We start from the raw sequence: 26,737 nt of genomic DNA, 5'->3' as shown, positions 1-26,737 counted from the left end.
ACACGAACACGCCGGCGTCACGCGGGCACGAACACGCCGGCGTCAGAGCGGGACGACGCAGGTCGGGGTGCCGACCGGGATCTGTGCGACGGCTTCGCCGGGCATGCCCTCGGCGTCGAGCGGCAGCACGGCGACGGCGTCGGACATCTGGTTCGCCACCAGGACGAACCCGGGCACCCGAGCGAAGTGCCGCGGCCAGACCCCACCGCAGGGCACCGACCCGACGACGGCGAGCCCGCCGTCACGTGCGTCGAGCACCACGAGCAGGTCACGCCCGCGCACCGCCACGTACACGCGGCCGGCCTCGTCGACCTCGATGTGGCTGAGCAGCGACTCCCCCACCGCACCGTCGAACGTCGGCACGGCGGCGATCGTCACGAACGACCCGGAGTCGTCGCGGCGCAGCCGGTGCACGTGCCCGTCGAGCTCACCGGCGACGAGCAGGTCACCGTCGATCCAGGCCATGTGCCTCGGGCCGGCGCCGGGGGTCACGTGGTGCACGCGGAGCGCCTCGATGTCGGGGACCCCGTCGTCCGACACCGTGACGCGGAACTCGTGCAGGGCATCGCCGCCGAGGTCGGCGACGAGCACCGTGCCGTCCGGGGTGGCGATCGACTGGTGGGCGTGCGGGCCGTCCTGGCGGTCGTCGTCAGGACCCGTGGCGTCGGGCAGCTCGGCGACCGCGACGGCCTCGGCCGGCACCGAGCGCTGGTCGGTGTCCCCGTGCAGCACCACACCGTCGCTGGCGGTCACCGAGGCGGCGTGCGACTCGGCCGGGGCGAGGGAGATCGCCGTGACCGTGCCGGAGACGTAGTTCGTGACGACGAGCGCGCCCGAGGGGTCGACCCGCAGGTGGCACGGGGCGTCTCCGCCAGCGGGGGCGTCCCACAGGTGCTCGAGTGCGCCACCTTGCAGCCGGAAGGCCGAAACGGCGCCGTCGTTCGTCTCGGAGACCGCGTAGACCCGGTCACCCGAGACGGCGAGGAACGAGGGGTCGTCGAGCACCGCGACGGTCCGGGGTGCCGGAACGGCTCCGACCGGTCCGGCGTCGACCAGCGAGATGCCCGTGGCGTTGCCGCCACCGGTCGCCGTGTACGACCCGATGAGCAGCGACGGCAGCTCGGCGCTCATTCGTCGCGGCCCGCGATGCGCTCGTGGTGGTGGATGACCTCGGCGACGATGAAGTTGAGGAACTTCTCGGCGAAGGCGGGGTCGAGGTGGGAGTCGGCGGCGAGCGACCGGAGCCGTGCGACCTGGATCCGTTCGCGGTCCGGGTCGGCGGCCGGCATGCCCGACTCGGCCTTCAGGTGCCCCACGCGCTGCGTGTACTTGAAGCGCTCCGCGAGCATGTGGATCACGGCGGCGTCGATGTTGTCGATGCTCTGCCGGATGCTCCGCAGTTCGGCGACGGCGCTCGCGTCGGCCTCGGGCAGGGTGACGTCGTCGTTCATGGTCCGAGCCTACTGGCGGACGTGCAGCGGAACCCGGCCCGCTGCTGCGAGAATGTGCACATGTCGGTCCTGCTGGTGATCTCGGGTGTCTGTGCGGTCCTCGCGGGCCTCATCCACGTGTATATCTTCTTCCTCGAATCGGTCATCTGGACCAGTCCGCAAGCGCGCCGGATCTTCGGCATCGCTTCCGAGACAGAAGCCGTGGCGACCCGTTCGCTCGCCTTCAACCAGGGCTTCTACAACCTGTTCCTGGCGATCGGGGCGATCCTCGGCGTCGTGCTCGTGCTGGCCGGCAACACCGTGAGCGGCTGGACCCTCGTGGTGTTCTCGACCGCGAGCATGCTCGGTGCCGCGGTGATCCTGATCGGCTCGGGTCGCAAGTACGTCAACTCCGCGTTCAAGCAGGGCACGCTCCCCCTGATCGCGCTGCTCTTCGCGCTGCTGGGTTCCACCATCGGCGTCTAGCCCAGCTCACCCTCCCCCGAACTGCGAAAGCGACAGGGTGCCACCGGACATCGGTGGCACCCTGTCGCTTTCGCGTGAAGGTCGAGACCAGCTCTAGCCGAGCTTCTCCTCGAACTGCGCCGGCAGCTTGTCGAGCGCCCACTCGATGGCAGCCGTGGTGCCCATCGAGAACGCGGACGACACGTCCTTGTCGTCGAAGACGATCGAGTGTCCGGCCTCGACCGACGGCACCTTCTGGAACAGCTTGTTCGACGAGGCCTCCGACGCATCGACGTAGATCGGCAGGATCAGCGTCAGGTCGGCGTCGAGCAGGTCGAGGTTCTCGTCGGACAGGTGCACGGAGAACTCCTTGCCGGCCTGCTCGTCGATGGCCTTCGGGATCTCGAAGCCGAGGTTCCGCATGAAGGTCGAACGGCTGTCCGTGGAGGCGTACGCCCCGAAGCCCTCGGAGCTGTAGGCACCGACGACGGCCGTCTTGCCCTCGAAGTCCGGGTGCGCCTTGCGTGCTGCGGCGTAGGCGTCGTCGAGGCCGGAGAGCAGCTTCTTGCCCTCGGACTCCTTGCCGAGCGCCTTCGCGATCATGGTCGTCTGCTGCTCGGTCGACGCGAGGTAGTTCGCGCCGCCCTTCGGGATCGCCACGGTCGGCGCGATCGCGGAGAGCTTGTCGTACCGCTCCTTGTCGCCCGAGGACTTCACGTCGAGGATGACGTCGGGGTTGAGCTTGAGGATGTCCTCGTAGCTCGGCTCGAGCGTCTGCATGATCTTCGGCGACTTGTCGTACGCACCCTTGAGCCAGGGACCGACACCGTCGCCGCCGAACGCGAGCCAGTCGCTCGCACCGACCGGCTGCACACCGAGCTCGAGCGCGGTCTCGGCGTCGCCCCACCCGAGCGCGACGACGCGCTTCGGTGCCGACTCGATGGTGGTGGTGCCGAGGCCGGTCGTGATCGAGACCGGGAACGCGGCGTCGGACGACCCCGACGACGCCGAGTCGGTCGAGGAGCCGGAGCCGGACGCGCAGCCGGCGAGGACGAGGGACGCTGCGACGACGGCGCCGGCTGCGGCGAGCACGCGTCGGAGACGCAAGGGAGAACGGTTCACGAAGGGTAGCCTAACCTAACGGGGTGCGCAGGAAAACGGCTGGCTAGGCTGGGTGATCGTGGCGTTCACCGATCCAGGCCGCACGCACCTCGCGGTGCTCGGCTCCCCCATCGCGCACTCGCTCTCGCCCACGCTCCACGCTGCGGCCTACGATGCGCTCGACCTGCCCTTCACGTACGGGAGGCACGAGGTCGCGTCCGGCGAGCTCGCCGCGTTCGTCGCGGGGCTGGGTCCGGAATGGCGTGGGCTGAGTCTCACGATGCCGCTCAAGCGCGAGGTGCTGCCGCTGCTCGACCGCACCACCCCGCTCGTCGACGAGCTCGGGGTCGCCAACACGGTCGCGTTCCGCCACGAGGGCTCCACGATCGTCCGAGCCGGCGCGAACACCGATGTGCAGGGGCTCGTCCGCCCGGTCGAGGCACTCGGACACCTGCCCGGCGAGGCCACGATCCTGGGCGGCGGAGCCACCGCGGCGAGCGCCCTGACCGCTGCCGTCCGGCTCGGGGCATCGCTCGTCCGGGTGTTCGTCCGCGACACCGCGAAGACCCGCGCGCTGGTCGACCTGGCCGTCCGGCTCGGTGTGACGCTCGAGGTGCACCCCCTGACCGAACTCGCCGGCACGCACCACGGGTTCGTCCTCTCGACGCTGCCGGGTGGTGCCGCCGACCCGCTCGAGTTCCGTCCGTCGGGGCCGGACGCCGTGCTGTTCGACGTCGCGTACGAACCGTGGCCCACCGTGGTCGCCAGCCGCTGGACCGACGCGGGGGGTCGCGTGTTGAACGGCCTCGACATGCTCACGGAGCAGGCGATCGGGCAGATCCGGTTCTTCCTGACCAGTGACGAGGACGAGCTGCTCCCCGACGAGGCCGGGGTCCGCCGGGCGATGCGCACCGCGGTCGACCTGCCCGCCGTCATCGGCAGCTAGCCGGCGCCGGCGACCCTGGCGACGCCCTCGCTCAGCCGCGGGACCGCGCCTCGGCGTCGAGCAGCGCGACGGAGACGTCCCACAGCCGATCGGCCTGGTCCGGATCGAGGGCCCAGGGCAGCACGCCGTGAAGGCCGTCCTCGATCCGCTCCACCACCGCTGCTTCGTGGCAGTCCTCGAAGTACCGGCCCGTGACCCCGTCGAGTTCGGGCGCGGTGGCGAGCAGGACCGAGGTCGCGGCTCCCTGCTCCGGGGTCTTCACGGCATCGGCCGCGGCGATCTTCGTGGCGGCCAGGACCTCCGGGTCCCAGTGCTTCTGCAGCCCGGTCCAGATCCCGCCGGGCATGAGGGCGTTCGCGGTGATGCCGTCGGCGGCCCACCGGCGGCCGGCAGCGACGGCGAACAGCACGTTGGCGGTCTTCGACTGCCCGTACGCGAGTCCGGGCTCGTAGCGACGCCGGCGGAAGAACAGGTCGTCGAACACGACGGGCGAACCACCGTGGCCGCTCGACGACACCGAGACGATCCGTGCCGAACCCGAGGCGGCCAGGGAGTCGTGCAGCCCGAGCGCGAGGGCGAAGTGCCCGAGGTGGTTCGTCGCGAAGTGCGACTCCCACCCGGCGGGCGTGTACGACTCGGGCGCGTCCATGATGCCCGCGTTGGCGACGAGCACGTCGAGCGGCCCCGACCACGCTGCAGTGAAGGCCTCGACGGAAGCCGGCCGGTCCAGGTGCAGCTCGATGACGGCCGGCGCTTCCGTCCCCGTCGTCCGGGCGATGTCGTCCGCCACCCGTCGGCCGGCATCGACGTCCCGCACCGCGAGCGTCACGCGCGCTCCGGCTCCGGCGAGTGCTCGGGAGGTCTCCACGCCGATGCCGGACGCAGCGCCGGTGACGATCGCCGTGCGCCCCGTCAGGTCGAGGCCGTCGACGACCTCGGCGGCCGTGGTCCGGTCACCGAAGCGGGTGAGGTTGCGTGCGGGCATGTGGGCTCCTGTCAGCTGGCGTGGTGCGCAGTCGTCAGGCGACCACGCCGTCCACGTAGAACCATCGTCCCTGCTCGCGGACGAAGTCGCTCGTCTCCTCGAGCGTGCCGCGCTCGTCGTCGGAACGCCACCACGCGCGGAACGTGACGGTGCCGTGGGAGTCGAACGGGCCTCCCGAGGTGGTCGCCAGCACGTCCAACCGGGTCCAGCGCTGGGTCGGGTCCAACTCGAGACCCGCCGGACGGGTGCGCGGGTGCCAGGTGAGCAGCAGGTACTCCGGCAGGCCCAGCGCGAAGGCGCTGAAGCGGGAGCGCATGAGCCGTTCCGCGGTCGGCGCCACGGCCCCGGCGTGCAGGGGGCCGCAGCACTCCCCGTAGGGGTTGCCGCTCAGGCAGGGGCAGCGCGTCGTGTCGGTGACCACCGGCCGAACGCTAGTCGACGATGGACAGCGTGACGGTGATGTTGCCGCGGGTGGCGTTCGAGTACGGGCAGATCTCGTGTGCACGCTCGGCCAGGCGCTGGCGCTGCTCCTGCGGGGCGTTCGGGGCGTAGACGTCGAGCTCCACGGCGAGGCCGAAGGCGCCGTTGCCGGTGCCGCCGATGCCGACCTCGGCGGAGACCTCGGCGCCGGTGGTGTCGACCTCGAGCTCCTTGCCGGCGGCGTGCAGGGCGCCGAGGAAGCACGCGGCGTACCCGGCGGCGAAGAGCTGCTCGGGGTTGGTGCCCTCCCCGCTGCCGCCCATCTCCTTGGGCGGGCGGGTGTCGAGGTCGAGCCGGTCGTCCTCGCTGCGGACGTGTCCGTCGCGGCCGCCTCCGGTGGCGTGGGCAGCGGCGGTGTAGACGATGTCGAGACTCATGGTCCGAGGTCACCGTGCTCGCCTGGACGAATCCTGAGCGGCAGCACCACGTCGCGGGTGCGGCGGCTCCGGGCGCGGGGCGCTCGGGCGTGTCCGGGTGGGGGCGGCGGGTGCGCCGTGCATCGAGTGAGCAGAAGATGTCGGGTCCCCCGCCAGCACCCGACATCTTCTGCTCACTGAACGCAAAGCGCGCGGGCACCCAACATCAGCGCCGGGTAGACATGATTGATGTTCACGCTCGGCTGGCAGGTCTTCCGCCGGCGCGTCACGGACGTGCTGGATCCGGCACGCGTCCGTCGTGCGGCCCTGTGGTCCGGCATCGCGGCGATCGTCGCGCTGGTCGGCATGGCCGTCCTGGAGGCCCGGGTCGACTGGACGGGGACCACTCCGGTCCGCAGCGTGGTCGCGATGGTGCTGCTGGCGCTCGGCGTCGGACTGCTCACCTTCGCGTGCATCCCGACGTGGCGGCCGCCGGACCCCTCGACGACGATCAACGGTCGGCAGGTGCGGCCCTCGTGGCAGCTCGCCGCGCGGGGTGCCACGCAGCTCTACGTGCAGCGTCGGCCGGTGCCGGTCCTGCCGGAGCACCGTGAGATCGTCCGCACCGACACCGTCCTGCTGCGGCGGGGGTTGATCGGCACGCTCGCCCGGACGGCTCCCCTGGCCACCGCCGGAGCGAGCGCCCTCGTGGGCGGCTTCGTCCTCGGCGAAGTGCCCCAGTACACATTGCTCTGGGTCGGGTTGTGGGCGCTGCAGTTCACCGAGCACATCACCCACCTCGGCCGCTCCGAACGAGCCCGCCTGGCCGCCGAGTCCCTCGAGCCCGCACCCGCACCCGAGACGCCCGCACACCCCACTTCGTGAGCAGAAGCGGTCGAGTCGCCGTCGGGCACGCGACCATTCCTGCTCGCGAAGCGTGAACGGCGCGCCCCGACGCGCACCACTGTCGGCGGCGACGGGCACACTGGGCGCATGTGTGGAAGGTTCGTCGTCTCCGACACCACGGCCGATCTGTTGCCCGAGCTCATGGGCGAGCTCGCCGCCCGGACCGAGCACGTCGACGAGGACACCGGCGAGGTGCACCCCGGCCTCGCCCCGAGCTGGAACGTCGCCCCGACCGACCCCGTGTACGCCGTCCGCCAGCGGCACGGCGAACGGGAACTGCCGCAGATCAGCTGGGGCTTCGTGCCGAGCTGGGCGAAGGACTTCCAGAAGCAGCGCCCGAAGCCGATCAACGCCCGCATCGAGACAGTCGCGACGAGCGGCATGTTCAAGCGGGCCTTCGCCACGAACCGCTGCATCGTCCCGGCGCAGGGGTACTACGAGTGGGTCGTGCGCGAGGACGGCAAAGAACCCCACTTCGTGCACGAACCCGGCGGCGCCCTGGCGATGGCCGGCGTCGTCAGTGCCTGGCCCGACCCCACGAAGCCCGAGGGCGACCCGGACAAGTGGCGGCTGTCGCTCGCGATCATCACCCGTGACGCCCACGTCGCCCCGGGCGAGGTCCACGACCGCATGCCGGCGTTCCTGACGCCCGACGGCTACGACGACTGGCTCGGCGGCGACCTCCGGTCAGACGACCTGCTGGCCCTGCTCGACCACGAGTCGCTGACGGTGGCCGCGGGCCTGGAGCAGTACGAGGTCTCCCGCACGGTGAACAGCGTGCGGAACGACGGACCGCAGCTCATCGCGCCCGTCGCGTAGGCGGTCGCGCCCCGCGCGCGGACAGGAGGCCCGGATCACCGCAGCGGGTCTGCTGCGGTGATCCGGGCCTCCAGTCCGGTGCCCTGTTACGGACGTGCGCTGCGGCGGATGCCCGGCGTGACGCGGACCGCGATCCGTCGTCGGGTCACCAGGAGCACGCCCGCCAGCATGAGCGCGAGTGCCGCGAGCCCGAGGCCGACCAGTCCGGTCACGCCCGTGAAGGCGAGCTCGGTGCCGTGGACGATCGCGGCGAGCCCGGTCGGGAACCGGACCGTGACGGTCGCGGTAACTGTCTGTCCCGCGCTGTCGGTGACCTCGTAACCGACGAAGGTGGTTCCGGTGAACCCGCTCGCAGGGGTGAAGACGACCCGGCCGTCGCGGATGGTCCACGTGCCCTGGTCGGCGACGACCACACGGTCGGTCGGTGTACCGGACTCCGGGTGCAGCAGGTGCAGCGTGCCCGGCTCGAACGTGGCACCGCCGGAGGCGGAGTCGTTGTCGAGCGGATCCACGACGACCCGGTGTCCGACGATCCCGGTGGCGGAGTCGTCGGTGGCGACCGCCGCGGCGACCACGGTCATGGTCGCGGTGGCGGTGGCCGTCTGCCCCGAGGCGTCCGTCACCGTGTAGGTGAAGGTGTCCTTGCCGGTGAAGCCGGCGGCCGGCGTGTAGACGTACGCGCCGTTCCGCTGGATCGTCACGGTGCCGTGGGCGGGCTTCCGGGCCGGGGCGGCGGTGAGGCCGGTGCCCTGGTCGTCGGCGAGCAGGCCGTGGCGGGCGTCACGGGTGACGGGTGTGCCGGACACGGTGTGCCCGGAGTCGTCCGCCGCGGCGATGCCGACCGTGATCGTGACGGTGGCGTCGACCTGCTGCTCCATCGAGTCCTGCGCACGGTACGTGACGGTGTCGGTACCCGAGAAGCCCTTCGCCGGGGTGTAGACGAACGTGCCGTCGGCGGCGATGGAGGCCGTGCCGTGCCGGGCCTGACCCACCGCGACGACCGTCAGCGCGTCACCGTGGTCGTTGCCGAGCACGCCGTGGCCGGCGACCCGGACCGTCTTGCCGGCCGTGGTCGTGGCCTTGTCGTCCTTCGCGGCGGGGGCGACGTCGATGACGACGCGGGCGAACGCCGCGGTGCCGTCGGCGTCGTTGGCCGAGTAGGTGAACCAGTCACGACCGGACCAGTTCGACGTGGGCGTGTAGACGTACGAGCCGTCCTTCTCGAGCGACAGCTTTCCGTTGAACGGCTTCGTCTCCATGGCGGCCCAGAGCCCACGACCGGAGTCACCGACCAGCACGCCCTTGTCGGCGGTCATGCGCATGCTGCGGTTCGTCGACATGGTGTGCCAGTGGTCGACCGCGGCGACGCCGACGACGACCGTGACCGTCGCGGTCGAGGTCCGTCCGGCGCCGTCGGTCACCGTGTACTCGAACGTGTCCGCGCCGGAGAAGCCCTTCGCCGGGGTGTAGACGAGCGAGCCGGGCTCGGTGCCCTCGGTCACGGTGCCGTGCTCGGCGCGGCCGTGCGCGGTGACGGCGAGACCGGTGCCGCGGTCGTTGCCGGTCAGGGTCGCGCCGCTGATCGGCAGCGCGGTGTTCGCCGCGGTGCGCAGGGCGTCGGCGACCGCGGTCGGCGTGACGGTCACGGTGACGGTCGCCGTCGCGGTGCCGCCGGTCGGGTCGGTCACCGTGTAGGTGAACGTGTCCGTGCCGGAGAACCCGTCGGCGGGCGTGTACGTGACCGAGCTGGCACCGGTCGGGCCGGTTGCGCCGCCGCCGGTTCCGCCTGCCGTCGTGCTGCCGGTGATCGTGGCGGTGCCGTGGCCCGGCTTCGACACGGTGGTGACGGCGAGCTTCGTGCCCGAGTCGTTGCCGGTGACGGCGACGTCGACCGGGGTCGCTGCGCTCGTCGTCGCGGTGTCCGCGGCGGCCTTCGGGGCGACGACGATCGTCACGGTGCCCGTGGTCGTCCCGCCGGAGCCGTCGGTGACCGTGTAGTCGAACTCGTCCGGGCCGGAGTAACCCGGCTCGGGCTTGTACGTGTAGGAGCCGTCCTCGTCGACCGTCACGTCACCGTGCGAGGGCTTGGTGTGGTCGGTGACCGCCAGGTCGGTGCCCTTCGCACCGTCGAGCAGTCCGGTGCCGGCCGGCACGGTGGTGGTGGCGTCGGCCTCGGCCGAGGTCGATCCGCCGCCCGCGACCGGGGTGACGGTGACCGTCACGGTGCCGGTGTTCGTGGCGCCCGACGGGTCCGTCACCGTGTAGGTGACGGTGTCCGTGCCGGAGAAGCCGTCCTTCGGCGTGTACGTGATCGTGCCGTCGTCGTTGCGGGTCGCAGTGCCGTTCTTGCCGTCGGTGACGGACACGACGGTCAGGCCGGCGCCGTGGTCGTTGCCCGTCAGGGCGCCGGAGGTGACCGTGGTGCTGCCGCCCGCCGCGACGGTGACGGTGTCGGGCTCCGTGCCGGGGCGGACCGTGACCGTCACGGTGCCGGTGGTGGTGCGGCCGGCGGGGTCCGTCGCCGTGTAGGTGAAGGTGTCCGTGCCCGAGAAGCCGTCCTTCGGCGTGTACGTGTACGAGCCGTTCGCGGCGAGCTCGACCGTGCCGTGTGCGGGCTGCTGGTCGACGGCCGCGGTGAGGCCGGTGCCCCGGTCGTTCGCGAGCACGCCGTCGCCCTTCGCGACGGTCAGCGTCGAGCCTGCCGTGGCGGTGGCGGTGTCGGCCGTGGCGCGGGGGCCGACGACGACCGTGACGGTGCCGGTGGTGGAGCGACCTGCTCCGTCGACCACCGTGTAGGTGAAGGTGTCCGTGCCCGAGAAGCCGTCGGCCGGGGTGTAGACGACGCGGCCGGTGGCACGGTCGAGCGTGACGGTGCCGCGGGCGGCGCCGGTCTCGCCGGTGCCGGTGCCGGTCTCGCCGGTGCTGTTGCCGGTGCCGCTGCCGGCGCCGCCGGCGGCCCCGCCTGCGGTCACGTCGGTCACGGTCAGCCCCGTGCCCCGGTCGTTGCCGGTCAGGGTGGCGGCGTCGAGGGTCAGCGCCTGGTCGGCCCGGGTCGACACCGTGTCGGCGGTCGCGACGGGTCGCACGGTGATCGTGACGGGCGCCGCACCGGTGGTGACTCCGCTGCCGTCGGTCACCGTGTAGGTGAACGAGTCGGTGCCGGACGCTCCGGCGGTCGGCGTGTACTCGACCGAGCCGTCCGCAGCGACGACGGCCGTGCCGTGGGACGGACCGGTGACGATCGTGGTCTCGAGGTCCGCACCACGGTCGTTGGCCTGCACGTCGATCGTCACCGGGGCGCCGGAGTCCGTCGACGCGGTGTCGGCGCCGATGGTCGGGTTGACCGTGATGGTGACGGTCGCGGTGCTCGGCGAACCGGAGCCGTCGACCGCCGTGTACGTGAACGCGTCGGGGCCGGAGTACCCCTCGGCCGGCGTGTACGTGAACGTGCCGGTGGCCTTGTCGAGCGTCAGCGCACCGTGCGAGGGGGACGTGTTCGACGCCACGGTGAGCCCGGTGCCGGAGTCGTTGCCGAGCACGCCGGTCGCCCGGGTGTCGGCCGTGGCCGTGCCGCCCGCCGCGACCTTGACGGTGTCGTCCTGCGCGGCCGGGGCGACCTGCACGGTCACCGTGACGGTGTCGGTCCCGCCGCTGCCGTCGGTCACCGTGTACGTGAAGGAGTCGGTGCCGGAGAACCCGGCTGCCGGGGTGTACGAGTACGAGCCGTCCGGACGCACCGTCGCCGAGCCGTGGGCGGGGGTGCTGTTGCCCGTGACCGTCAGGCCGGTGCCCAGGTCGTTGTCGAGCACGTTGCCGGTCGTCGATGACCCGGCCGTCGCGGTGACGCCATCGGCCGTCGCGGTCGGCAGGACGGTGAGCCGCACCGTCGCGGTGACAGTCGCGCCGGAGCCGTCCTTCGCGGTGTACGTGAACGAGTCCGGGCCGGAGTACCCCTTGTCGGCGCTGTAGGAGAACGACCCGTCGGGGCCGATCTTCACCAGACCGTGCGACGGCCGACCGTGACCGGTGAGGGTCAGGTCCGACCCGCGGTCGTTCGTCAGGACGCCCTCCGCGTCGTCCACCGTGAGCACGGTGCCCGCGTGCACGCTGTAGGCGTCGTCGGAGCCCTTCGGTGCGACGGTGACGGTCACGGTGCTGGTCGAGGTCTGCCCCGACGAGTCCTTCGCCGTGTACTGGAACGTGTCCGAGCCGGAGAACCCGCCGGCCGGGGTGTACGTGTACGAGCCGTCGGCCGCGACCGTGGCGGTGCCGTGCGCCGGCGTGGTGTTCGAGACCACGGACAGGCCGGTCCCCTGGTCGTTCGCGAGCACACCCGAGGCAGCCGGCACCGACAGCGCCGTGCCGGTGGGGGTCGTGGCGGTGTCGCTGCTGGTGGTGACGTGCGTGGCCTTCAGCGTGTTCGTGAAGGTGACCAGGACGTCCGTGCCGTCCGCGGTGGTGGCTGCCGGGAACGTGAAGGTCCCCGTCGTGCCGGTGCCGCTGGCGACGACCGCGTCGCTGTTCAGGTTCACGGCCTTCCACGTGGTCGTGTAGTTCGACAGGTCGGTGGTCCCCACCGCCGTCTGGCGGGCCGTGTAGGTCTTGTTCGGGGTCGACAGGACCGCGCCCGCCTTCTGGGGCTGCGTGCCGGCGGCCGTGCCGTTGGTGGTGGCCGTGTTGCCGGTCGAGACGCCGCCCCCGGTCACCGCCAGACCGAACTGGTCGGACGGACTCCACCGCTGGTCGACGCTCGACTGCGCCGCCAGCGTGTTGGCGTAGTTGCAGGACGCCAGGTCGCTCGGTGCGTAGCCGTTCGCGATCGTGAACGTGCTGACCTGCGCGCCCGAACCCGGATCGATCTTGTACATCGTGGAGCCGACCGAGGCGAACAGGTAGCCGTCGGACGAGAACGCGATGCCGGGGCTGCCGCTCGTGCTCGCGTCGATCGGCAGGGTCGCGACCTTCGAGGTCGTCAGAGCCGTGGTGCCCGCGGTCGTCGGGACCGTCTCGGTGTCGACACGACGGATCTCGTTGCCGGTGACGACGAACAGCAGCCCGCGGGTGCTGAACGCCATGTCACCGTTCTTGTTGGTGAGCAGGTTGCCGATGGTGCCGACCTGGCCGATCTTCGCGCCGGTCTTCGTGTCGTACGCACCGAGGTACGCGGGGTTCGCGCCGCTCGCGTAGTAGTAGATGCCGGTCGCCGGGTTGATCGCACCACGGAGCAGCTGGTGGCTGCCGTTCGGGTCCGCGGCGGTCACGTCGGCAATCCGGGCATCGTTCACCGCGTCGTACCCGGTGATCGTGTTGCCGTTGTTGATCGACGCGTACGCGGCGACACCGTTGCGGGCGACCGCGAGGGCGTTGTCGCCCGGCGCCATGCTCGTGACGTTCGTGACGGCACCGGTGGTGGCGTCGATGGCGGCGAGCTGGTTCGCGGCGGTGTTGATGCCGTACAGCGTGTTCTGGTCGCAGGCCAGCGCGCCGGCTGCGGCGGCGGGGTCGGCCACGACGGCCTGGGTCAGACCGACGCCGGCGAGGAGCGCGGCGCCGAGCATGGCGACGGCGCGCAGGCCGGGACGGCTTCTGGGCACAGCGGTGCCCGGGTTCGTACGCTGCATGATCACTTTCGGGTCGAGACGATGCGGGCACCGAGACCGACCGGAGGATCAGGGAGAACGGTCGTTGGCGCCAGGTTGATCCTGGCAGTTCCTCGTGTTCGGATGGGGACAATCCGGGTCCCCAATAGGGGGGACCACTCGTTCAGGGGGTACGCGGCGGTCCGGCACGTCTCGGTCCGCCGTTGCGAGCCGTTCGCGCCCCGGGCGCACGGAAGAACCCCCGCCGGCAGGCCGGCGGGGGTTCGAGGATCAGCGAGCGATCAGCAGTGGATCACGCGGTCGGACGGATCACGTCCGGCAGCAGCACGTGCAGGCGCTCGGACAGGCGCGCCTTCGCCTCGTCGAGCGAGCGGAAGTCCCCGACGTACTCACCGAAGGTGTCGGAGACGAAGAAGTGGGTGCCCTGACGGTCGACGGTGCCGCCGTAGTAGCCGCCGTAGTTCGCGACCCACAGGCCGGTGTCGGCCTGGGCCCACGAGATGCGGACGGGGGCTGCCTGCACGGGAGCCACGACCTGGGCCTCGATCTCGGCGATGACCTCGATCGTCTGGGTGTCCAGGGTCACCTCGGCCTGCTGGCGGTGGGCGACGGTCGTGCTCATGGTCATGCTCCTTCGTGCTGTGCTGCGTACTGGGTGGTGCCGGTGGTTCCGGGTGGTGCGGGCGTCGCGATCGACGCCGGTGGAGCTGGTGTCCGTCGTCGTCACTCGACCGGCCGGATGACCGGCGGGAGCATGACGTGCAGCTGGTCCTCGAGCTTGGTCTGTGCCTCTTCGAGGGAGGAGAACTCGCCCACGACGAGCCCGAAGGTGTCGGAGGCCACGTAACGGTCGTCGCGCTTGTCGACGCTGCCGCCGAAGTACCCGCCGTAGCCGGCGATCCACTCGCCCTGGTCTTCCTGCACCCAGGTGACCTTGGCGCGCTTGGGGCGCGAGGAGAGCGCTGCATCGGCCTCGAGGATCGCGATGGTGTCCACGGTGTCGGTGTCGAGGGTGACCTCGGCCTGCGTCGCGTTGTTCACGGTGATGCTCATGTCGCTCTCCTTCACGATCCGGGGTACATCTGCTGACACCAGAACGCTACGAGAAGTGCCGAGGGGATCGCCAGCCAGGCCCGTCGATTCACGGGTTTCGTCAATGCCATCCATCGGGCAGCCCCGGATTTCCGGGCAGGTGCGTCGCACTTCCGGGGTACAGCGCCAGGATCGGGGTACTCGTTTTCCGGATCGCCGGGATCGGGGGACGAGATGGTGCGGACACCTGCCTGGAGGCGCGACTCGCTAGCGTCGGCACGTGACCTCCGACAAGCCCCGCGTCGACGACCGCGCCCCGGCCACCTGGCGCAGCCGTCGGTTCGCGACGGGGCTGGCGATCGCCTACGGCGTCGCCCTGGCGCTCGTCGGGTTCTGGGGCTCCCCCGTCGACGCCGCAGGGGCCCCGTGGCTCACCCGTGTCCTCGCTGCCGCGCACCGGCACGGCCTGCCGGAGCGCATCGACTACGCCACCGTGGAGTCCCTGGCGAACGTGGTCTACTTCGTGCCGCTCGGCCTGCTCGTGGTGCTGCTCGCCGGTGCCCGCTGGTGGTGGGCCGCCATCGCCGCGGGGCTCGTCGTCAGCACGTGCATCGAGACCGGTCAGGCGCTGTTCCTGCCCGCCCGCACCGCGACCATCGACGACGTCGTCGCCAACGGCGTGGGGGCGCTCCTGGGGGCCGTAGCGGGTGTGCTGCTGCTCAGCCGGGCGGCCCGGCGTCGCTGACGACGTCCTCCGCACACGAAGAAGCCCCCGGAGCAGATGCTCCGGGGGCTTCGTTCAGTGCGTCGAGACTCAGACGGACTCGCGCTGGCGGCGGACCGAGCCGCGGACCAGCAGGAGGCCACCACCGAGGACGACTGCGCCGCCGGCGACCCAGAGGGCCAGGGCGGAGACGGTCGAACCCGTGAAGGCCAGCGTGCCGTCGGTGCCGTTGCCAGCACCGGCGCCAGCTGCGGGAACCGCAGCAGCGTCAGCCGGGGCGACGGTGAAGGCCGCGAAGCCGACGACGCCCGAGGTGGCGCCGGTGGCGGTCAGGTTGTAGGTGCCCGAGGCACCCTGGGGGAACGTGACGTTGACGTCAAGCGAGCCATCCGAAGCGGCCGTGTAGGTCTTCGAGACGGTCGTGGTCGGCAGCGCGCCGAGCGTGACCGCACCGGCACCGGTGACCTGGACGTTGACGGTCTCGTTGTCCTGGAACGCGCCCTCGGTGAAGTTCACCGAAGCGGTGCCACCGGCGACGGCGGAGCCGGAGACGGAGACGTCGGAGTCAGGCGTGTAGCCGGCGGCGTTGGCGACGGCCGGAGTGGCGAGCAGTGCGGCGCCAGCCAGCACCACCGCTGCGATGAGCTTCTTCATGAATGGTTCCCCTAAAGATCTGAAAATCCAGACCCTGACACCCAGAGCCCGCTGTTCGCCGGTGGTTGACCCCTGCCACAGAAATGGCGGTTGTTATGGCGAAGTTGTCTCAATCTAGCGGAGTTTCCCAGCTTGATACCAGATCACGTGGATTTTGTTCATTGGTCGACGTGTGTTCATCTGCGTCCACTGCCCGTCACACCTCCCCACCGTCGGCCGATCGAGGCTTCACGCACCAGAAACCCCAGGTGGGAGGCCCCAACGGGGCGAACTAGAACACACTGTGCGTCAGATCAGGAGCCTTTGAACCCGGAAAGGTGGGCCCGTTGCCCCTCGGAGTGGGGGCACCCTCTCGGTTCGCTTTGCGGAGCTTCCGTTGTCAGCCGGCGGCGAGCGGCTGCTCGCAGTCGAACGTGAGCGGCTTCGTCTCGGTCTGGCGGACGCCAGGAGTCGAGCTCGCCTGCACCGCTGCCTTCGCGTACTTCGCATCGCCCAGGAACGCGACACGGTAGGTCAGGCTCTCGCCGGGGGCGAGCAGGGTCTGCAGCTGGGCCACGGGGTGCCCGCCGTCGGTCGCCGTCTGCACCGGAGTGGTCTTGCCGTCCTTCGTGGCGCCGAGGAAGATCGCGTTCTCGGGTGCGTACGCGGCGAGCAGGGTCTTGATCTTGCCGGGCTCCACGCCGAAGTTCCCGCCGCCGGTGACGTACGCGGGCAGGCTGGTCGCCGCATCGGCCGGTGCCGTGTTCTTGATGGTGATCTGGACGACAGATGTCGGTCGCCCGTCCTTCCGGCACACCGAACTGCCGACCGAGACGCGCTTCTGGAGGTAGTAGTCCATCTTCGCTCCCGTGCCGTCGTTCAGGTAGACGGCGAACTGGCTCGAGTCGGGGGTCGCCGTCGGCAGCTCGCCTGCGATCGGCGTCCCGCTGATGCGGCGCTGCTCGGCCTTGTCGGCAGTCCAGAGGCGCAGGCGGCCCTCGTCAGCGCTCTGGGTCAGCGCCGACACGAAGGCCTTCGCGTCGAACTCCCCCGATGCAATCTTCTCGAAGACCTCGCTCGCGGCAGAAGCGAACAACGCATCCTGCACATTGCCGTCCGGGTACTTCGCGTAGACATCGCTGAGCAGCAGCTGGACCGCGTTGTCAGACGTGAGAGTGTCGCCGGACGGCAGCTGCACCGGCCCCGTTGCCCTCAGCACGTACCCGAGCGTCACGGGATCCATGGCGAGCACGCCGTCGACCTGCTGCCCGAACCGCTGCTTCCACATCTCCCGAGCGAGCTTCGCTGACACGTCGAAGCGTGGCGTGAGCGTGACGTCCTGCATGTACTCGCCGGTGATCTCTCCGTAGAGCCCACGCGTGTCGGCCGTCAGCGGCAGTACCGGCTTGTCGTACTCCCCGAACGAGGACCCCGATGCCTGGCTCCCCAGGCTGATCGCGCCGTCCTTCACCTGGAGGAGCGCCACAGCGCCGGGGATGCCACCACCCGCGCGCAACTCGGCGTTGTTCTGGAACAGCAGGAGGTAGTTCCGGTCCCCGTCGTGACCGAGCATGGCCGGCGCGAGCTGCACGATGCGGTTCGCCGCGACCGCCTGCTCTGACGCTGACGACAGCGCGTTCCGCAGCTGTCCCACGGCGGTGGTGACCGGCGACAGCGTTCCACTGGTATCGATCCGCGCCGCGTCGGCACGGGCCTGCTCGAGCGTCTTCGTGGCCTCGGCGACCGCCGGCTGCGCGTCCTCGATCGGCTGGAGGTCGATCTTGCCGTTCTTCGGCGCGAACGAGTCCGACCCGAGGCCGTCGATGACGCCGGCGACGGGACTGACGGCGTCGCTGGCGACGTCGTCGACGATCACCGAGATGTCACGCACGGCCCGCAGGTTGGTCCCGAAGAACGGCACGGACTGCGCAGCGCCCCAGACGGGGTCGCCGGTCAGTGATCGAGCCGACGCTGCTTCGTCCTCGAGGTGGCGTGCCGTCTTCTGGGCGGCGGCGGTGTCACCGCCGGTCAGCTGAGACCGGAGGGTGTCGACGTCACCGACGGCCCGCTCCAGGTGCCCCTTTGCGAGCATGCCGCGGACACCGACCCAAGCGACGGCGAGGATCAGCAGCAGGACAAGGGCGAGGACGACCCACAGGACGATCCGGGCCCTGGACCCCCGGCGTACTGCAGTGCGTCGCGACTCGGGCGCGTCGGACATGACACAACCATATGTCGCCCGGGACTGTTCCGAACCATGGGCGCGAGGCGCTCCTGCGAGGAGACAGTGCCCTATCGCTTCACACTTCGATCATTCAGAGCGATCCACGTAGCCGAGCGTTTTGCGAGCCGGTGGGCCGGAGCCTCCACTAGCCGGAAGAACCACCAACCCGCGACGAGCGCCAGAGGCGCAGCCAACACCGGGGCGAGCCAGGCAAGACCCGCAGGAAGAAGCAGTCCGACGGACACGACCACCGGTTCGTGCACCAGGTACAGGCTGAACGAGATCTTGCCGAGCCACTGAATGGTCGGCTTTTGGAGAACCGCCCTCATCGGTGGCCAGTACACCGCCGAGAGAACGAACCCGCTTGCCGATGCCAGAACAACGGGGAAAGCCGCGGATGGAGGCAGAAATCCGGGGGCCCACCAGCTCAACGTGATGCCCAACGCTGACGCCAACATGATCCATGGCCAAGCGGCATTTCGGACGAGCACTCGGCCGGAACAGACAGCGCTGGCTACCGCAGATCCGATCATAAACATCGGCAGAAATGTCAGCGCGGCACTCCCGATTGCTGATCCTGCGGACGAGAGGATCAGCGCAGCGACCCCCATGAGCATGAACCAGTGGCGGGTCCATTTCGTGACGAGTAAGTAGACCGGGAGGAGCAATGAGAAGGCCACTTCCCATTTGAGCGACCAGAGAGGGCTGTTCAGCCAGTCTGGAGCAAGTAGGGAAACGTTCCGCGCGACGCTTCCGAGCGTCAGCGCTTCTTGATGCGACTGCATCCAAACACTTCTGCCTTGCATCCCGACCCGCGGAACGATGAGCGCGAGCACGATGGCGAAGCCGACAGACGCAACTACCGGGACATAGAGCCGAAGGAGCCGAGATGGGTAGTACGGCTTCCAGTGCATCCTGCCGCGTCGCAGGGCGGGAAGAGTGAGCACCAGGCCGCTCAAGATGAAGAAGACGTACACCGCCTCGTTGCCCGCCCAAAACAAGTGCAGAGGTGACCTGACGATCCAAGCAGCGGAGGCCCGGTCAGCGGCTATGGCTGGAATCACCAAGAGTGAGTGGTGGACGAGAACGGTGACAGCCGCGACACCCCTCAGGCCGTCAAGCGCAGGCAAACGGCCCGTGGGTTTCACCATGGGCGTGATCTTACTTCGCGGGAACACCTTTTACGGTCCTGGAGCTAACGACCAGCGGGAAAGATTGGCGAGCCGCCCCGGGAACGGCTGTTTGACGCAAGCAAAGGTGGAGCAGGTCTACGTTGCGTTGAGACCACCCAGAAAACCCCTCGCGGTCCCTCGTACTAGAGCACGCAACTTCGCGGACTTGTCCTGCTCGTACCGCAGGACGACCGCGGCCTTCCAGCAGAGTCCCGCGACTGCCCGTGCGATGCCACGCGGAACCACCTGCAGCCCAGCCGGGGATCGTCGATGCTTCTTCGCGTAGCGCACGACGTCGTTCGCCATGTGCTCAAGTCGTGTCGCTCCGTGCCCCCACACCACGACTCGGCCAACTCGCTGCGCGTTGCCGATTGCGTGGTCCAGCTTCGTCTCGTGGTCGATCCTGATGCCCTTTCCTCGCATCCGGAGACGGAGGCAGAAGTCGAAGTCGACGTAGTCGATGAACAGGTTTTCGTCCCATCCGCCCACGGCTGCCCAGTCACTCAGTCGCACGAGCGAACCAGAAGTGATGCAGGCGTTGACCGCTTCCAACCCGTCGGTCCGCGACTCGTCGACTTCCTCGACGTTTCGGTCAACCATGTGGGCCGCAACGATGGCGAGGCCTGGATCAGCACGCAAGGCGTTCGAGAGGGAAGAGACGGCACCCGCGGAAACAACGGAATCCTGGTCCAGCATCAGAACAGCATCGGCGCCATCTGTTCGGGCGCGGCGCACAGCTGCGTTCATCGCCCGGGACAAGCCCTGATTCTGCGACTGGCGGAGGACGTGGACACGAGGATCGATCGTCTGCACGAACGACGACAGATTGCTCGAGGCGTTGTCGACCAGCACGATCCCCTCGACCTGGCCGAGAACCGCGGCGATGTTGGCGTTCAGAAGCTCGACGTCGGGCTCGTAGGTCACGATGCATGCGAAGACTCGCACCAGTCTCCTTCCGCCGGAGCACGCCAGGGGTGACGGCCATGCGAGACTCACGTTACGCGACCGCCAGCACCGACCAGGAGCGTCCATGACGGCCCCCCACCGAGATCGCTCCCGATCCATCCGAATCCACGTGCACTTGCGTGGCGCTGACCTGGCGCTTTCGGAACAGATGGGTCCAGCGGAGATCTGGTACTTCATCCGGCACACGGACCTTCCGGGCCAGTCCACCTTGCCCGCTTGGTGTATCCACGTGAACGTGTTCTCGGCAATACGGCGCATCTTCACCACCCGCGCCCGAAGCATCGAGATCCCGGAGCCTCTCTGGGCCCGCTTTCTCCCGACTGCCTTGATCCTCATGGTCAGCGCGCGGGTTGCCCGACTCGTGACCGGACGACCTGCGCGGACAGTGTTCTACGCGCTGGAGAACAACATGCCCGCGGACGCGCTCTTCGGCAACGCTCCCGTGCCACGGATCGTGAAGGAGTCCTTCATCTGGCTCCTCGGGACCATCGTCACGCCGCTCGTCGATCGGGTTGCCTTCGGCTCTGATGGAGCTCGACGCGCTTACGAGCACATGGGGAGGCTCCGGCTCCCCAACACTCGGGTGTTCACCGAGCTCCCGGCGCGCACCCTCTCATCGGACGAGGAGGAGACCCCGCGAGTGCACAACCAGAACGCGCTCTTCGTCGGCGGGCTCGAACACCGCAAGGGGATATCGATCCTGCTCGATGCCTGGACGAAGGTCGAAGCTGAACTCCCGACGGCGACCATCACGATCATCGGAAGTGGTCCGCTGCGCCCCGAAGTCGAAGATTGGGTCCGCAGGAGGCCCGAGCGGAGACGGTACCTGGGGCAGGTTCCTCACGAAGAACTCGCCTCGTTCTACGAGGCTGCAGACGTCTTGATCGCCCCGAGCGTCCGCGACGGCCGCTGGCGAGAGCAGATCGGGCTGCAACTGCGAGAAGCACTCGCCGCCGGCGTCACCATCGTTGCTTCGGACGAAACCGGTCTCGCCGACTGGTTGCGAGAACACGGGCACACCATTGTCCCGACGGCGGATCTCGGAGAGAGTCTCGGAACGCGCGTCGTCACCACGATGGGACAGTTGCTTCCGCGGGCAGCTGTTCGTGAGTCGCTCCCGACAGTCGACGGGAGAGCCGCAGCTGACTCGTGGCTTCACGAATGACAGTGACGCCCTCTCCCCCATCGGTAGGCTCACGTTGTCGACGCCGCGGGCTGTTGCCTCTGTCCGTCAACCGACTACCGCGGTGTACAGGCTGAACGCGTCGAACCAGCAGAGCGAGGGGAACGAAGGGGTGACCGATCCGACCGCACCTTCCGGGCCATTCGCTGATGTGATCATCGTGAACCCACTGGCCGGAGCTCTGCGGCACTACACGGAGCGCTTACAACGGATACTCGTCGACTCGGGCTCCTCGGTGACTGTCTTCTCCGTACCCGAACCGTCCTTCTCCGGAAGATCCCGGGTCGCCTGGATCAGGGAATACGCCAGTGCGTTGCTCCGGGCCCGACGGGTGCGCCGTCACGGTTGCCGCGTCCTCGTGACGTGGCCAGCCCTGGGTCACATCGATCGGGTCGTCGCTCCTTTGCTTGCCGGCCGACCCACGACGATCGTGATGCACGATCCGCTGCCACTCGTCCGCGCCGTCGGGTACAGCTCCGTGAGCACAAGGGTTGCGACTCTTCTGGCCCCGAAGCACTCACTCATGGTGCACAGCGAACTCGCTGCCGAGGACCTTGCAGGTCGTGCAGGGCCACTGGTACAGCTTCCGCACCCGCTCGCGAACCTGGCGACGGTGCCGGTTCCCTCAGATCCGCCATTCGTGCGGGTACTCGGGCAGTGGAAGCCGGACCGCGACCTCGCCCTCCTGGAAACGCTCGCGCCCTTGCTTCCAGATGCGCGGCTCGAGATCGTGGGCCGCGGTTGGCCTCCGGTTGCTGGTTGGGCGGTGCGAGACGAGTTCGTCTCCGAGGACGAGATGAATGACCTCATCAACACGAGTTCCGCTGTCCTGATCCCATACCGGCGCTACTACCAGAGCGGCATCGCTGCGCGCGCGATCGAGGCCGCCGTGCCCGTGATCGGCAGCGCCAGGGAGCTCTCCTCGATGACCGGTGCGAGCTATCCGTTCCTCCTCGGGCAAGACGCCGGAGCGCTCGAATGGTCTGAGACCATTCGATCAGCGATCGCCAGTGACACCGCATTGCTCGCGGAAGTCCGCGCGGACGCGACCGCGTGGGCGCTCGACGAGTGGAAGACCTGGGCCCGGTCATGAATTGGACAGTCCTGGACCTCGGAGCTCGCCCGCTCGAAGGCGCCGAGCGGTGGGGCAAGGACCCGCGTGTCCGCCGGGTCATCCGGGTTGAGAACCCGGCGCCCAGTGGGAAGCGTTTCGGTTCGCGGGCGCTGGGGCTCGGCTTCGATGCGTTCCGTGTCGCCGCCCGTGCACGCCTGTCGTTGGCACACGGGCCGCTCATCGCAATGAATCCGTGGACGACGGTCGCCGCTCGAATTCTCGGCTACCGGGACGTGTCGACGGTGGGTTTGTACGCCGTCGAAGACGGTCGGAGCTGGCGCCTGCTGCGGAGCGTGCTCGGATCTCGCCCGGTGGTCACGCTGTCGGAGCATGAGGCGTCGAGATGGCGAACAGCCGGTGGACGGGCGCTGTCCGTGCGGTACGGAGCGACCTTCGCGGATCCACCCGCTTCGCAGCAGTCGGCGCTTCACCCACAGAATGAAGAAGCCACGACGACGATCTTCGTCGGCGGGACTTCGGATCGAGACGAAGATGCCATCTCGAGACTGGTCGACGAGGTCGAGGCCAGCGACGACCTCCGGCTCGTCATCGCGGCAGGAGGAACCCTCCAATTCGACACCGGACGAGTTCGTCGTTTGCCCTCCATCGACGCCGCTGAGTTCAGTTCGTTCCTCGCAGACAGCGACGTCGTGTTCCTACCCCTCACGGACAACGGGCGAGCGGCCGGCCACATGGTGCTCGTCGAGGCGCTCCAGAGAGGCAAGCCCGTCATCGCTTCGTGGGTCGCTGGCATGGACGAGTACTTCGACGGAGACTTCGTCCAGAGTGCAGGCACAAACCTCGTGCCCCAGCTTCGCGCCATCGGGCAGACCTCCGGCGCGCGGGCGGATGAGGTACGTGCCTACTGGGAACGCGAGTACAGCAAAGAAGCGTTCGGGCGGCGAGTGCTGGGAGCTCTCGAGCGGATGAGGAAAGAGGGCAGCCCGTGATGCTCAGTGTCGTCATCGTGAATTACCACAGCTCGGACTTCGTCAGGAGGAGCACAGCCGCGGTCGATCCGGCATGGTGTGGACGAGTCGTATTGGTAGACAACTCCGACGATCCGCTCGAGGCTGAGCGGCTCGCATCCATCAGGTTGCCCGTTCCGACGAAGATCATCGTCGAACCCAGCAACGTGGGCTTCGGTGTCGGCGCAAACCACGGGATCGACTCCGCGCTGAGTGCAGCTCCGAACTCTCCTGTCTGGCTCCTCAACCCGGACACGGAACCAGCTGCAGGGGCACCCGAGTCGCTTGTGCGGAGGCTCTCCCTCGGTCTTGACGACATCGTGAGCCCGCTCGTGCTCACCGGCGACAGTGGCAACGAGCGAATATGGTTCGCAGGGGGCGTCGCTGACAGTGGAACGGGGGACGTGGCACACGACGACTACCTGAAGCCATACGACCCGGCCAAAATCGATGAGGCCCGTTCTACGACTTTCATGTGCGGCGCGGCACCCGTCTTCACGCCGGAAGCATGGCGTCGACTCAAAGGATTCCGCGACGACCTCTTCCTCTACTGGGAAGATGTGGAACTGTCGCTACGAGCACAGGACCTCGGACTCCGCATGACGGTGATTCGAGACGCATCGGTATGGCACGCGGTCGGGGGAACCAGTGAAGAGACAGGTCAAAGCCGAAACTTCTACTACTACTCAGCAAGAAACCGCGTTCGAGTCATGATCGACCGGGGCAACGGCTTGGAACTCCTGCGCCCGAGGGGGTTGAAGGAACTGGTGAAGTTCGCACTTCGCCCTCTCCGGCGCGAGCGCTCTCAGCGTCTCCGCAAGACTTGCCTCGCCCTCGCGGGATACGTGGTTGGAGCGACGTCTGCTCGTCCTTCACGGGACCACGACCGCGTTGCTGTCACGGTTCCGGCTTTGCCCTCGTCGAAAACGGCCGACGATTCGACGGCGCACACCTCCTCTGAAGATCGGCCGCCCGTATGAACGCGCCGCTCGGCTACGCGATCCTGGCCGCCGTCTTCGTCGTCACCTTCATCTGCGCCGTCTCATCCTCGCGAGCCCGCACCACGGCGATCCCGTTTGTCGCGGGCACCAGCGCCGGTCTCTTCAGCGTCCAGATCGAGAACGTGCACCTGTTCACGCCCATCGTGCTTGCCTGGTTCTTGGCACGAGCGGGCCACAAGGAGACGCAGCTCGGCTGGAGAGTCTTCGCTCTACCGATCGCCTGCGTGCCCATAGCACTCACCGTGTTCCTCGGCGATCTCGTGGTGAACCCCGGTCTTGCCTTGCAGCTGATGGCGCTGGCGGCCTCAGCAGCCATGCTCGCCGCAGGATGGGACGAAGATCTTCGACAACCGATCCTGTCGGGGCTGCTTTGCGCGACGTCCGCTTCTGCCACACTCGGACTGCTCCAAGTTGCTCACCTGGTGCCCACTGACCTCTGGCACGTCGAAGTCTCAGCGCTGGGGCGACCCACTGGCTTCTACCCAGAACCGGATTGGTTGGGGATGTTTGCCGCGGTTGGCACCCTGCTTGCATGGCGGCTGCCCATGCATCCGACCCTTCGGATAGCCCTCGTTCTGGTCAACCTCTCGGCACTCATTCTGGCTTTTGCGAGAGCGGCCTGGCTCGGGGCGGGCGTTGCGGCGCTCATCGCGATCCTCGTCTGGTTCCGCACACGTTCGCCAGGTGACCGTCTCTTGGGGAATGGAAAGACGGGGCGTCTGAGGGCCCTCTGCTTGACCCTCTTTGCCCTCGTCGTCGCTACGACCGCACTCCCCGACTTGCGCCGGGACCTGCTCACCCGTCTGGGGAGCACCCTGACTGCTCAGAGTAATGACGTGTCTGCGCAAGCTCGAGTGCAGCAGAACCGTACTTTGAGTGCTCTCGCCGACAGCGCGCCTTGGCATGGCCACGGTCTGAGCTCGAGCGGCCGGGTGGGAGTCTCCGGCATCTTCTACTCGGACCAGTCAGCGAATTCAGTAGCGAGCAACTGGGCGCTCGGTCTGTGGGTGGACGCGGCTTGGCTCGCAGTGCCGTTCTTCTTGCTCATCGCCTTCCTCGTGTGCACATCGCTGAAGCGGATAGAGGGGATGTTGTTGATCGCAGTCCTGACCAACTCGTTCTTCTCGAACGCGCTGTTCCAACCCGTGACCTGGATGCTTCTCGGCGTCATCGTCGCGACGACTTCATCGCTGCACGACACCCGAAGTCGCGAGGAGCGCCCGGCTCGCCGGCCACGGGGTCGGACTTACACCACCGCGACCTGACCCGCCGTTTTGATCACGGCAGCGGCTGCGTTGACGGCCCACCACTGTCAGCGCTTTCGGGAGATCACCGAGATCGCAAGCGAGCGCGTATCGAGGTCCACAGCTCGCGGAGTTCGGCCGGGTGCACCGAGTGGAAGGGCCGCACATCGACGTCGAGTCGCTTGTGCAAGAAGTACAGGTTCAAGGCCGCCGCGGTCCCGTTGCCGGCGAGCGTGGCGAGTGCCGCGCCCAGAGCTCCGAGCGGTGGTGCGAGCGCGACGACGCCGATGCAGTTGACGGCCACCGCAACGATGAGGGCGACGCTGCGGCTCCCTGGTCTCCCACGGGCTCCCAGCGCAGTGCCGGCCACGACGCCCGGTGCCGTCAGAGCATAGGTGATGAGCATCACCCATGCCGCTGGGATCGAAGCTTCGAAGCCCGCTCCGAAGAACGGGCCGACCCAGAGCGGCAGGCTGGCGCCGACCACGACAGTGACCAAGAGCATGACGAGCAGCGTCAGCCGGGCAGTCTTCGCGAGCACCGCATCGTCGCGCTCGCGAGCGTCCTGCGTGAACATGATCGATGTGACGGTCGTCATCACGATGAGCGTGACATCGCTGATGTTGACGGCGACCACGTACAGCCCGAGTTCACGCTCGCCGGCCAACGGGTTCAGCAAGATCTGGTCGAGTCGAGACAGGAGAATGCCGGACAGCGAGCCGATCCAGACACGCCACCCGTAGCCCAGCATCTGCCGTTGAGCGACCGACGATTCCGCTCGTGGGTGTCGACCGAGCCGAAGGAATGCCAGCAGACCGACCAAGGGAGACAGCACCACGATCGCTGCTGCCGTGGTCACGGTCAGCTCCCCGATGGCAGCCAGGATTGCGATGGGCGCGAGACGCGCTACGGCACCGATGATCCGCTCGTTGCGGACCGCCGCCCAGTCTCCGTGTCCAGCCGCGGCTCCCCGAAGGGCAGCGATCAGGGCGGTGGGCAACAGAGCGACCCCACTCGCCTGGATGAGCAGCGCTACCTCGCCATCACCAGCGGCGATGAAGGGTGCCGCGAAGAAGATGGCGATCGCGGCGACCACCGACATGACGGCGAGCAAGGGAACGCTCCGCCAAACAAGGCTCGTCCCACCCTTCCTGCGCGCGGTGAAGAACGTGATCGACTCCGGGATACCGACCGTCGCCGCGATGGAAGCGAAGAGGAACGGAGCCGTAGCCGCAGCAAGTTCCCCTCGTTCGGACACACCAAGTGCCTGAGCAAGGATCGGCGCACTCGCGAAGGACGCGAGGGGGGCCATCAGATTTCCGACGGCGTTCGCGCCCAGATCGCGGAGCTTGCTTGTCGGTTTGGGACCGTTCACGTCGCCCCTTGAC

General features: G+C 68.7%; 24 protein-coding genes. 10 read left to right on the top strand and 14 right to left on the bottom strand.

Annotated features, from left to right (window positions below; genetic code table 11):
- Nucleotides 1–42: 42 nt before the first annotated feature.
- The gene (locus DEJ04_RS07060; RefSeq protein WP_111046656.1) at nucleotides 43–1,131 is read right to left on the bottom strand and encodes a beta-propeller fold lactonase family protein; all 1,089 of its coding nucleotides are present in this window, start codon (nucleotides 1,129–1,131) and stop codon (nucleotides 43–45) included.
- Entirely contained in the window at nucleotides 1,128–1,451 is a 324-nt protein-coding gene (locus DEJ04_RS07055) for a chorismate mutase (protein WP_071404383.1), read from the bottom strand. Before DEJ04_RS07055 ends, DEJ04_RS07060 begins: the two co-directional genes overlap by 4 nt.
- Before the next feature lie 60 nt (nucleotides 1,452–1,511).
- Here DEJ04_RS07055 and DEJ04_RS07050 point away from each other — a divergent pair, with 60 nt between their 5' ends.
- Complete coding sequence (locus DEJ04_RS07050; RefSeq protein WP_111024254.1) at nucleotides 1,512–1,916, top strand: DUF1304 domain-containing protein; 405 nt, start codon at nucleotides 1,512–1,514, stop codon at nucleotides 1,914–1,916.
- Between the two features lie 93 nt (nucleotides 1,917–2,009).
- On the opposite strand, the gene DEJ04_RS07045 is transcribed toward DEJ04_RS07050, so the two are convergent.
- On the bottom strand, nucleotides 2,010–3,017 hold the full coding sequence (locus tag DEJ04_RS07045) for an iron-siderophore ABC transporter substrate-binding protein (protein ID WP_258371329.1): 1,008 nt from the start codon (nucleotides 3,015–3,017) through the stop codon (nucleotides 2,010–2,012).
- Between the two features lie 58 nt (nucleotides 3,018–3,075).
- On the opposite strand from DEJ04_RS07045, the gene DEJ04_RS07040 reads away from it, so the two are divergent.
- Complete coding sequence (locus DEJ04_RS07040; protein ID WP_181437756.1) at nucleotides 3,076–3,942, top strand: shikimate dehydrogenase; 867 nt, start codon at nucleotides 3,076–3,078, stop codon at nucleotides 3,940–3,942.
- Between the two features lie 31 nt (nucleotides 3,943–3,973).
- Here the strand turns inward: DEJ04_RS07040 and DEJ04_RS07035 are convergent, their stop codons facing one another.
- Genes DEJ04_RS07035 through DEJ04_RS07025 form a run of 3 tightly spaced genes read right to left on the bottom strand, consistent with a single transcriptional unit; the run spans nucleotide 3,974 to nucleotide 5,784 of the window.
- Nucleotides 3,974–4,927, bottom strand: coding sequence for an SDR family NAD(P)-dependent oxidoreductase (locus DEJ04_RS07035; protein WP_111046653.1), 954 nt, complete (start codon nucleotides 4,925–4,927; stop codon nucleotides 3,974–3,976).
- A gap of 34 nt (nucleotides 4,928–4,961) precedes the next feature.
- Nucleotides 4,962–5,348 (bottom strand): YchJ family protein, encoded by a 387-nt coding sequence (locus DEJ04_RS07030; RefSeq protein WP_027465017.1) that lies wholly within the window; start codon nucleotides 5,346–5,348, stop codon nucleotides 4,962–4,964.
- Nucleotides 5,349–5,358: 10 nt separating this feature from the next.
- The gene (locus DEJ04_RS07025) at nucleotides 5,359–5,784 is read right to left on the bottom strand and encodes an organic hydroperoxide resistance protein (RefSeq protein ID WP_027465016.1); all 426 of its coding nucleotides are present in this window, start codon (nucleotides 5,782–5,784) and stop codon (nucleotides 5,359–5,361) included.
- 228 nt (nucleotides 5,785–6,012) lie between these two features.
- Here DEJ04_RS07025 and DEJ04_RS07020 point away from each other — a divergent pair, with 228 nt between their 5' ends.
- Nucleotides 6,013–6,648 carry a hypothetical protein gene (locus DEJ04_RS07020; RefSeq protein WP_111046652.1) on the top strand — a complete coding sequence of 212 codons (636 nt, stop codon included), beginning with the start codon at nucleotides 6,013–6,015 and terminating at the stop codon, nucleotides 6,646–6,648.
- A gap of 108 nt (nucleotides 6,649–6,756) precedes the next feature.
- Nucleotides 6,757–7,488 (top strand): SOS response-associated peptidase, encoded by a 732-nt coding sequence (locus tag DEJ04_RS07015; protein ID WP_111046651.1) that lies wholly within the window; start codon nucleotides 6,757–6,759, stop codon nucleotides 7,486–7,488.
- 86 nt (nucleotides 7,489–7,574) lie between these two features.
- Here the strand turns inward: DEJ04_RS07015 and DEJ04_RS07010 are convergent, their stop codons facing one another.
- From DEJ04_RS07010 to DEJ04_RS07000, 3 genes are all read right to left on the bottom strand, one after another.
- Nucleotides 7,575–13,082, bottom strand: a complete 5,508-nt coding sequence (locus DEJ04_RS07010) for an Ig-like domain-containing protein (protein ID WP_146248666.1) — start codon at nucleotides 13,080–13,082, stop codon at nucleotides 7,575–7,577.
- A gap of 298 nt (nucleotides 13,083–13,380) precedes the next feature.
- Entirely contained in the window at nucleotides 13,381–13,710 is a 330-nt protein-coding gene (locus DEJ04_RS07005) for a hypothetical protein (protein ID WP_217499688.1), read from the bottom strand.
- A gap of 101 nt (nucleotides 13,711–13,811) precedes the next feature.
- On the bottom strand, nucleotides 13,812–14,141 hold the full coding sequence (locus DEJ04_RS07000) for a hypothetical protein (RefSeq protein ID WP_071248415.1): 330 nt from the start codon (nucleotides 14,139–14,141) through the stop codon (nucleotides 13,812–13,814).
- A 259-nt stretch (nucleotides 14,142–14,400) separates the two neighbouring features.
- On the opposite strand from DEJ04_RS07000, the gene DEJ04_RS06995 reads away from it, so the two are divergent.
- Entirely contained in the window at nucleotides 14,401–14,865 is a 465-nt protein-coding gene (locus DEJ04_RS06995; protein ID WP_111046648.1) for a VanZ family protein, read from the top strand.
- Nucleotides 14,866–14,934: 69 nt separating this feature from the next.
- Here DEJ04_RS06995 and DEJ04_RS06990 read toward each other — a convergent pair whose 3' ends face one another.
- The 4 genes from DEJ04_RS06990 to DEJ04_RS06975 all read right to left on the bottom strand — a co-directional run bounded on the left by DEJ04_RS06990 (nucleotide 14,935) and on the right by DEJ04_RS06975 (nucleotide 19,797).
- Nucleotides 14,935–15,498 (bottom strand): hypothetical protein, encoded by a 564-nt coding sequence (locus tag DEJ04_RS06990; protein ID WP_110864288.1) that lies wholly within the window; start codon nucleotides 15,496–15,498, stop codon nucleotides 14,935–14,937.
- Between the two features lie 379 nt (nucleotides 15,499–15,877).
- Nucleotides 15,878–17,698 carry a DUF4012 domain-containing protein gene (locus tag DEJ04_RS06985; protein WP_111046647.1) on the bottom strand — a complete coding sequence of 607 codons (1,821 nt, stop codon included), beginning with the start codon at nucleotides 17,696–17,698 and terminating at the stop codon, nucleotides 15,878–15,880.
- Between the two features lie 71 nt (nucleotides 17,699–17,769).
- On the bottom strand, nucleotides 17,770–18,852 hold the full coding sequence (locus DEJ04_RS06980; protein ID WP_111046646.1) for an acyltransferase: 1,083 nt from the start codon (nucleotides 18,850–18,852) through the stop codon (nucleotides 17,770–17,772).
- A gap of 117 nt (nucleotides 18,853–18,969) precedes the next feature.
- Nucleotides 18,970–19,797 (bottom strand): glycosyltransferase, encoded by an 828-nt coding sequence (locus DEJ04_RS06975; protein ID WP_181437755.1) that lies wholly within the window; start codon nucleotides 19,795–19,797, stop codon nucleotides 18,970–18,972.
- A gap of 271 nt (nucleotides 19,798–20,068) precedes the next feature.
- Here DEJ04_RS06975 and DEJ04_RS06970 point away from each other — a divergent pair, with 271 nt between their 5' ends.
- The 5 genes from DEJ04_RS06970 to DEJ04_RS06950 all read left to right on the top strand — a co-directional run bounded on the left by DEJ04_RS06970 (nucleotide 20,069) and on the right by DEJ04_RS06950 (nucleotide 25,370).
- Nucleotides 20,069–21,004 carry a glycosyltransferase family 4 protein gene (locus DEJ04_RS06970; RefSeq protein ID WP_181437754.1) on the top strand — a complete coding sequence of 312 codons (936 nt, stop codon included), beginning with the start codon at nucleotides 20,069–20,071 and terminating at the stop codon, nucleotides 21,002–21,004.
- Nucleotides 21,005–21,134: 130 nt separating this feature from the next.
- Entirely contained in the window at nucleotides 21,135–22,115 is a 981-nt protein-coding gene (locus DEJ04_RS18170) for a glycosyltransferase family 4 protein (protein ID WP_146248665.1), read from the top strand.
- Nucleotides 22,112–23,086 carry a glycosyltransferase gene (locus tag DEJ04_RS06960; protein WP_146248664.1) on the top strand — a complete coding sequence of 325 codons (975 nt, stop codon included), beginning with the start codon at nucleotides 22,112–22,114 and terminating at the stop codon, nucleotides 23,084–23,086. Before DEJ04_RS18170 ends, DEJ04_RS06960 begins: the two co-directional genes overlap by 4 nt.
- Entirely contained in the window at nucleotides 23,083–24,084 is a 1,002-nt protein-coding gene (locus DEJ04_RS06955; RefSeq protein WP_111046642.1) for a glycosyltransferase family 2 protein, read from the top strand. Before DEJ04_RS06960 ends, DEJ04_RS06955 begins: the two co-directional genes overlap by 4 nt.
- Nucleotides 24,081–25,370 carry an O-antigen ligase gene (locus tag DEJ04_RS06950; RefSeq protein ID WP_111046641.1) on the top strand — a complete coding sequence of 430 codons (1,290 nt, stop codon included), beginning with the start codon at nucleotides 24,081–24,083 and terminating at the stop codon, nucleotides 25,368–25,370. Before DEJ04_RS06955 ends, DEJ04_RS06950 begins: the two co-directional genes overlap by 4 nt.
- 64 nt (nucleotides 25,371–25,434) lie before the next feature.
- Here DEJ04_RS06950 and DEJ04_RS06945 read toward each other — a convergent pair whose 3' ends face one another.
- Nucleotides 25,435–26,724 carry a lipopolysaccharide biosynthesis protein gene (locus tag DEJ04_RS06945; protein ID WP_146248663.1) on the bottom strand — a complete coding sequence of 430 codons (1,290 nt, stop codon included), beginning with the start codon at nucleotides 26,722–26,724 and terminating at the stop codon, nucleotides 25,435–25,437.
- Nucleotides 26,725–26,737 lie beyond the last annotated feature (13 nt).

The organism is Curtobacterium sp. MCLR17_044 (assembly GCF_003234435.1).
Lineage (GTDB): Bacteria > Actinomycetota > Actinomycetes > Actinomycetales > Microbacteriaceae > Curtobacterium > Curtobacterium flaccumfaciens.
The sequence above is the reverse complement of the archived record's forward strand: the minus strand, read 5'-3'. Positions and strand labels throughout refer to the sequence as shown.

Bases quoted from the DNA above. Each gene is read 5' to 3' on its own strand.
- DEJ04_RS07060 (WP_111046656.1), bottom strand. From the start codon at position 1,131: ATGAGCGCCGAGCTGCCGTCGCTGCTCATCGGGTCGTACACGGCGACC.
- DEJ04_RS07055 (WP_071404383.1), bottom strand. From the start codon at position 1,451: ATGAACGACGACGTCACCCTGCCCGAGGCCGACGCGAGCGCCGTCGCC.
- DEJ04_RS07050 (WP_111024254.1), top strand. From the start codon at position 1,512: ATGTCGGTCCTGCTGGTGATCTCGGGTGTCTGTGCGGTCCTCGCGGGC.
- DEJ04_RS07035 (WP_111046653.1), bottom strand. From the start codon at position 4,927: ATGCCCGCACGCAACCTCACCCGCTTCGGTGACCGGACCACGGCCGCC.
- DEJ04_RS07025 (WP_027465016.1), bottom strand. From the start codon at position 5,784: ATGAGTCTCGACATCGTCTACACCGCCGCTGCCCACGCCACCGGAGGC.
- DEJ04_RS07020 (WP_111046652.1), top strand. From the start codon at position 6,013: ATGTTCACGCTCGGCTGGCAGGTCTTCCGCCGGCGCGTCACGGACGTG.
- DEJ04_RS07015 (WP_111046651.1), top strand. From the start codon at position 6,757: ATGTGTGGAAGGTTCGTCGTCTCCGACACCACGGCCGATCTGTTGCCC.
- DEJ04_RS07005 (WP_217499688.1), bottom strand. From the start codon at position 13,710: ATGAGCACGACCGTCGCCCACCGCCAGCAGGCCGAGGTGACCCTGGAC.
- DEJ04_RS07000 (WP_071248415.1), bottom strand. From the start codon at position 14,141: ATGAGCATCACCGTGAACAACGCGACGCAGGCCGAGGTCACCCTCGAC.
- DEJ04_RS06990 (WP_110864288.1), bottom strand. From the start codon at position 15,498: ATGAAGAAGCTCATCGCAGCGGTGGTGCTGGCTGGCGCCGCACTGCTC.
- DEJ04_RS06985 (WP_111046647.1), bottom strand. From the start codon at position 17,698: ATGTCCGACGCGCCCGAGTCGCGACGCACTGCAGTACGCCGGGGGTCC.
- DEJ04_RS06980 (WP_111046646.1), bottom strand. From the start codon at position 18,852: ATGGTGAAACCCACGGGCCGTTTGCCTGCGCTTGACGGCCTGAGGGGT.
- DEJ04_RS06960 (WP_146248664.1), top strand. From the start codon at position 22,112: ATGAATTGGACAGTCCTGGACCTCGGAGCTCGCCCGCTCGAAGGCGCC.
- DEJ04_RS06950 (WP_111046641.1), top strand. From the start codon at position 24,081: ATGAACGCGCCGCTCGGCTACGCGATCCTGGCCGCCGTCTTCGTCGTC.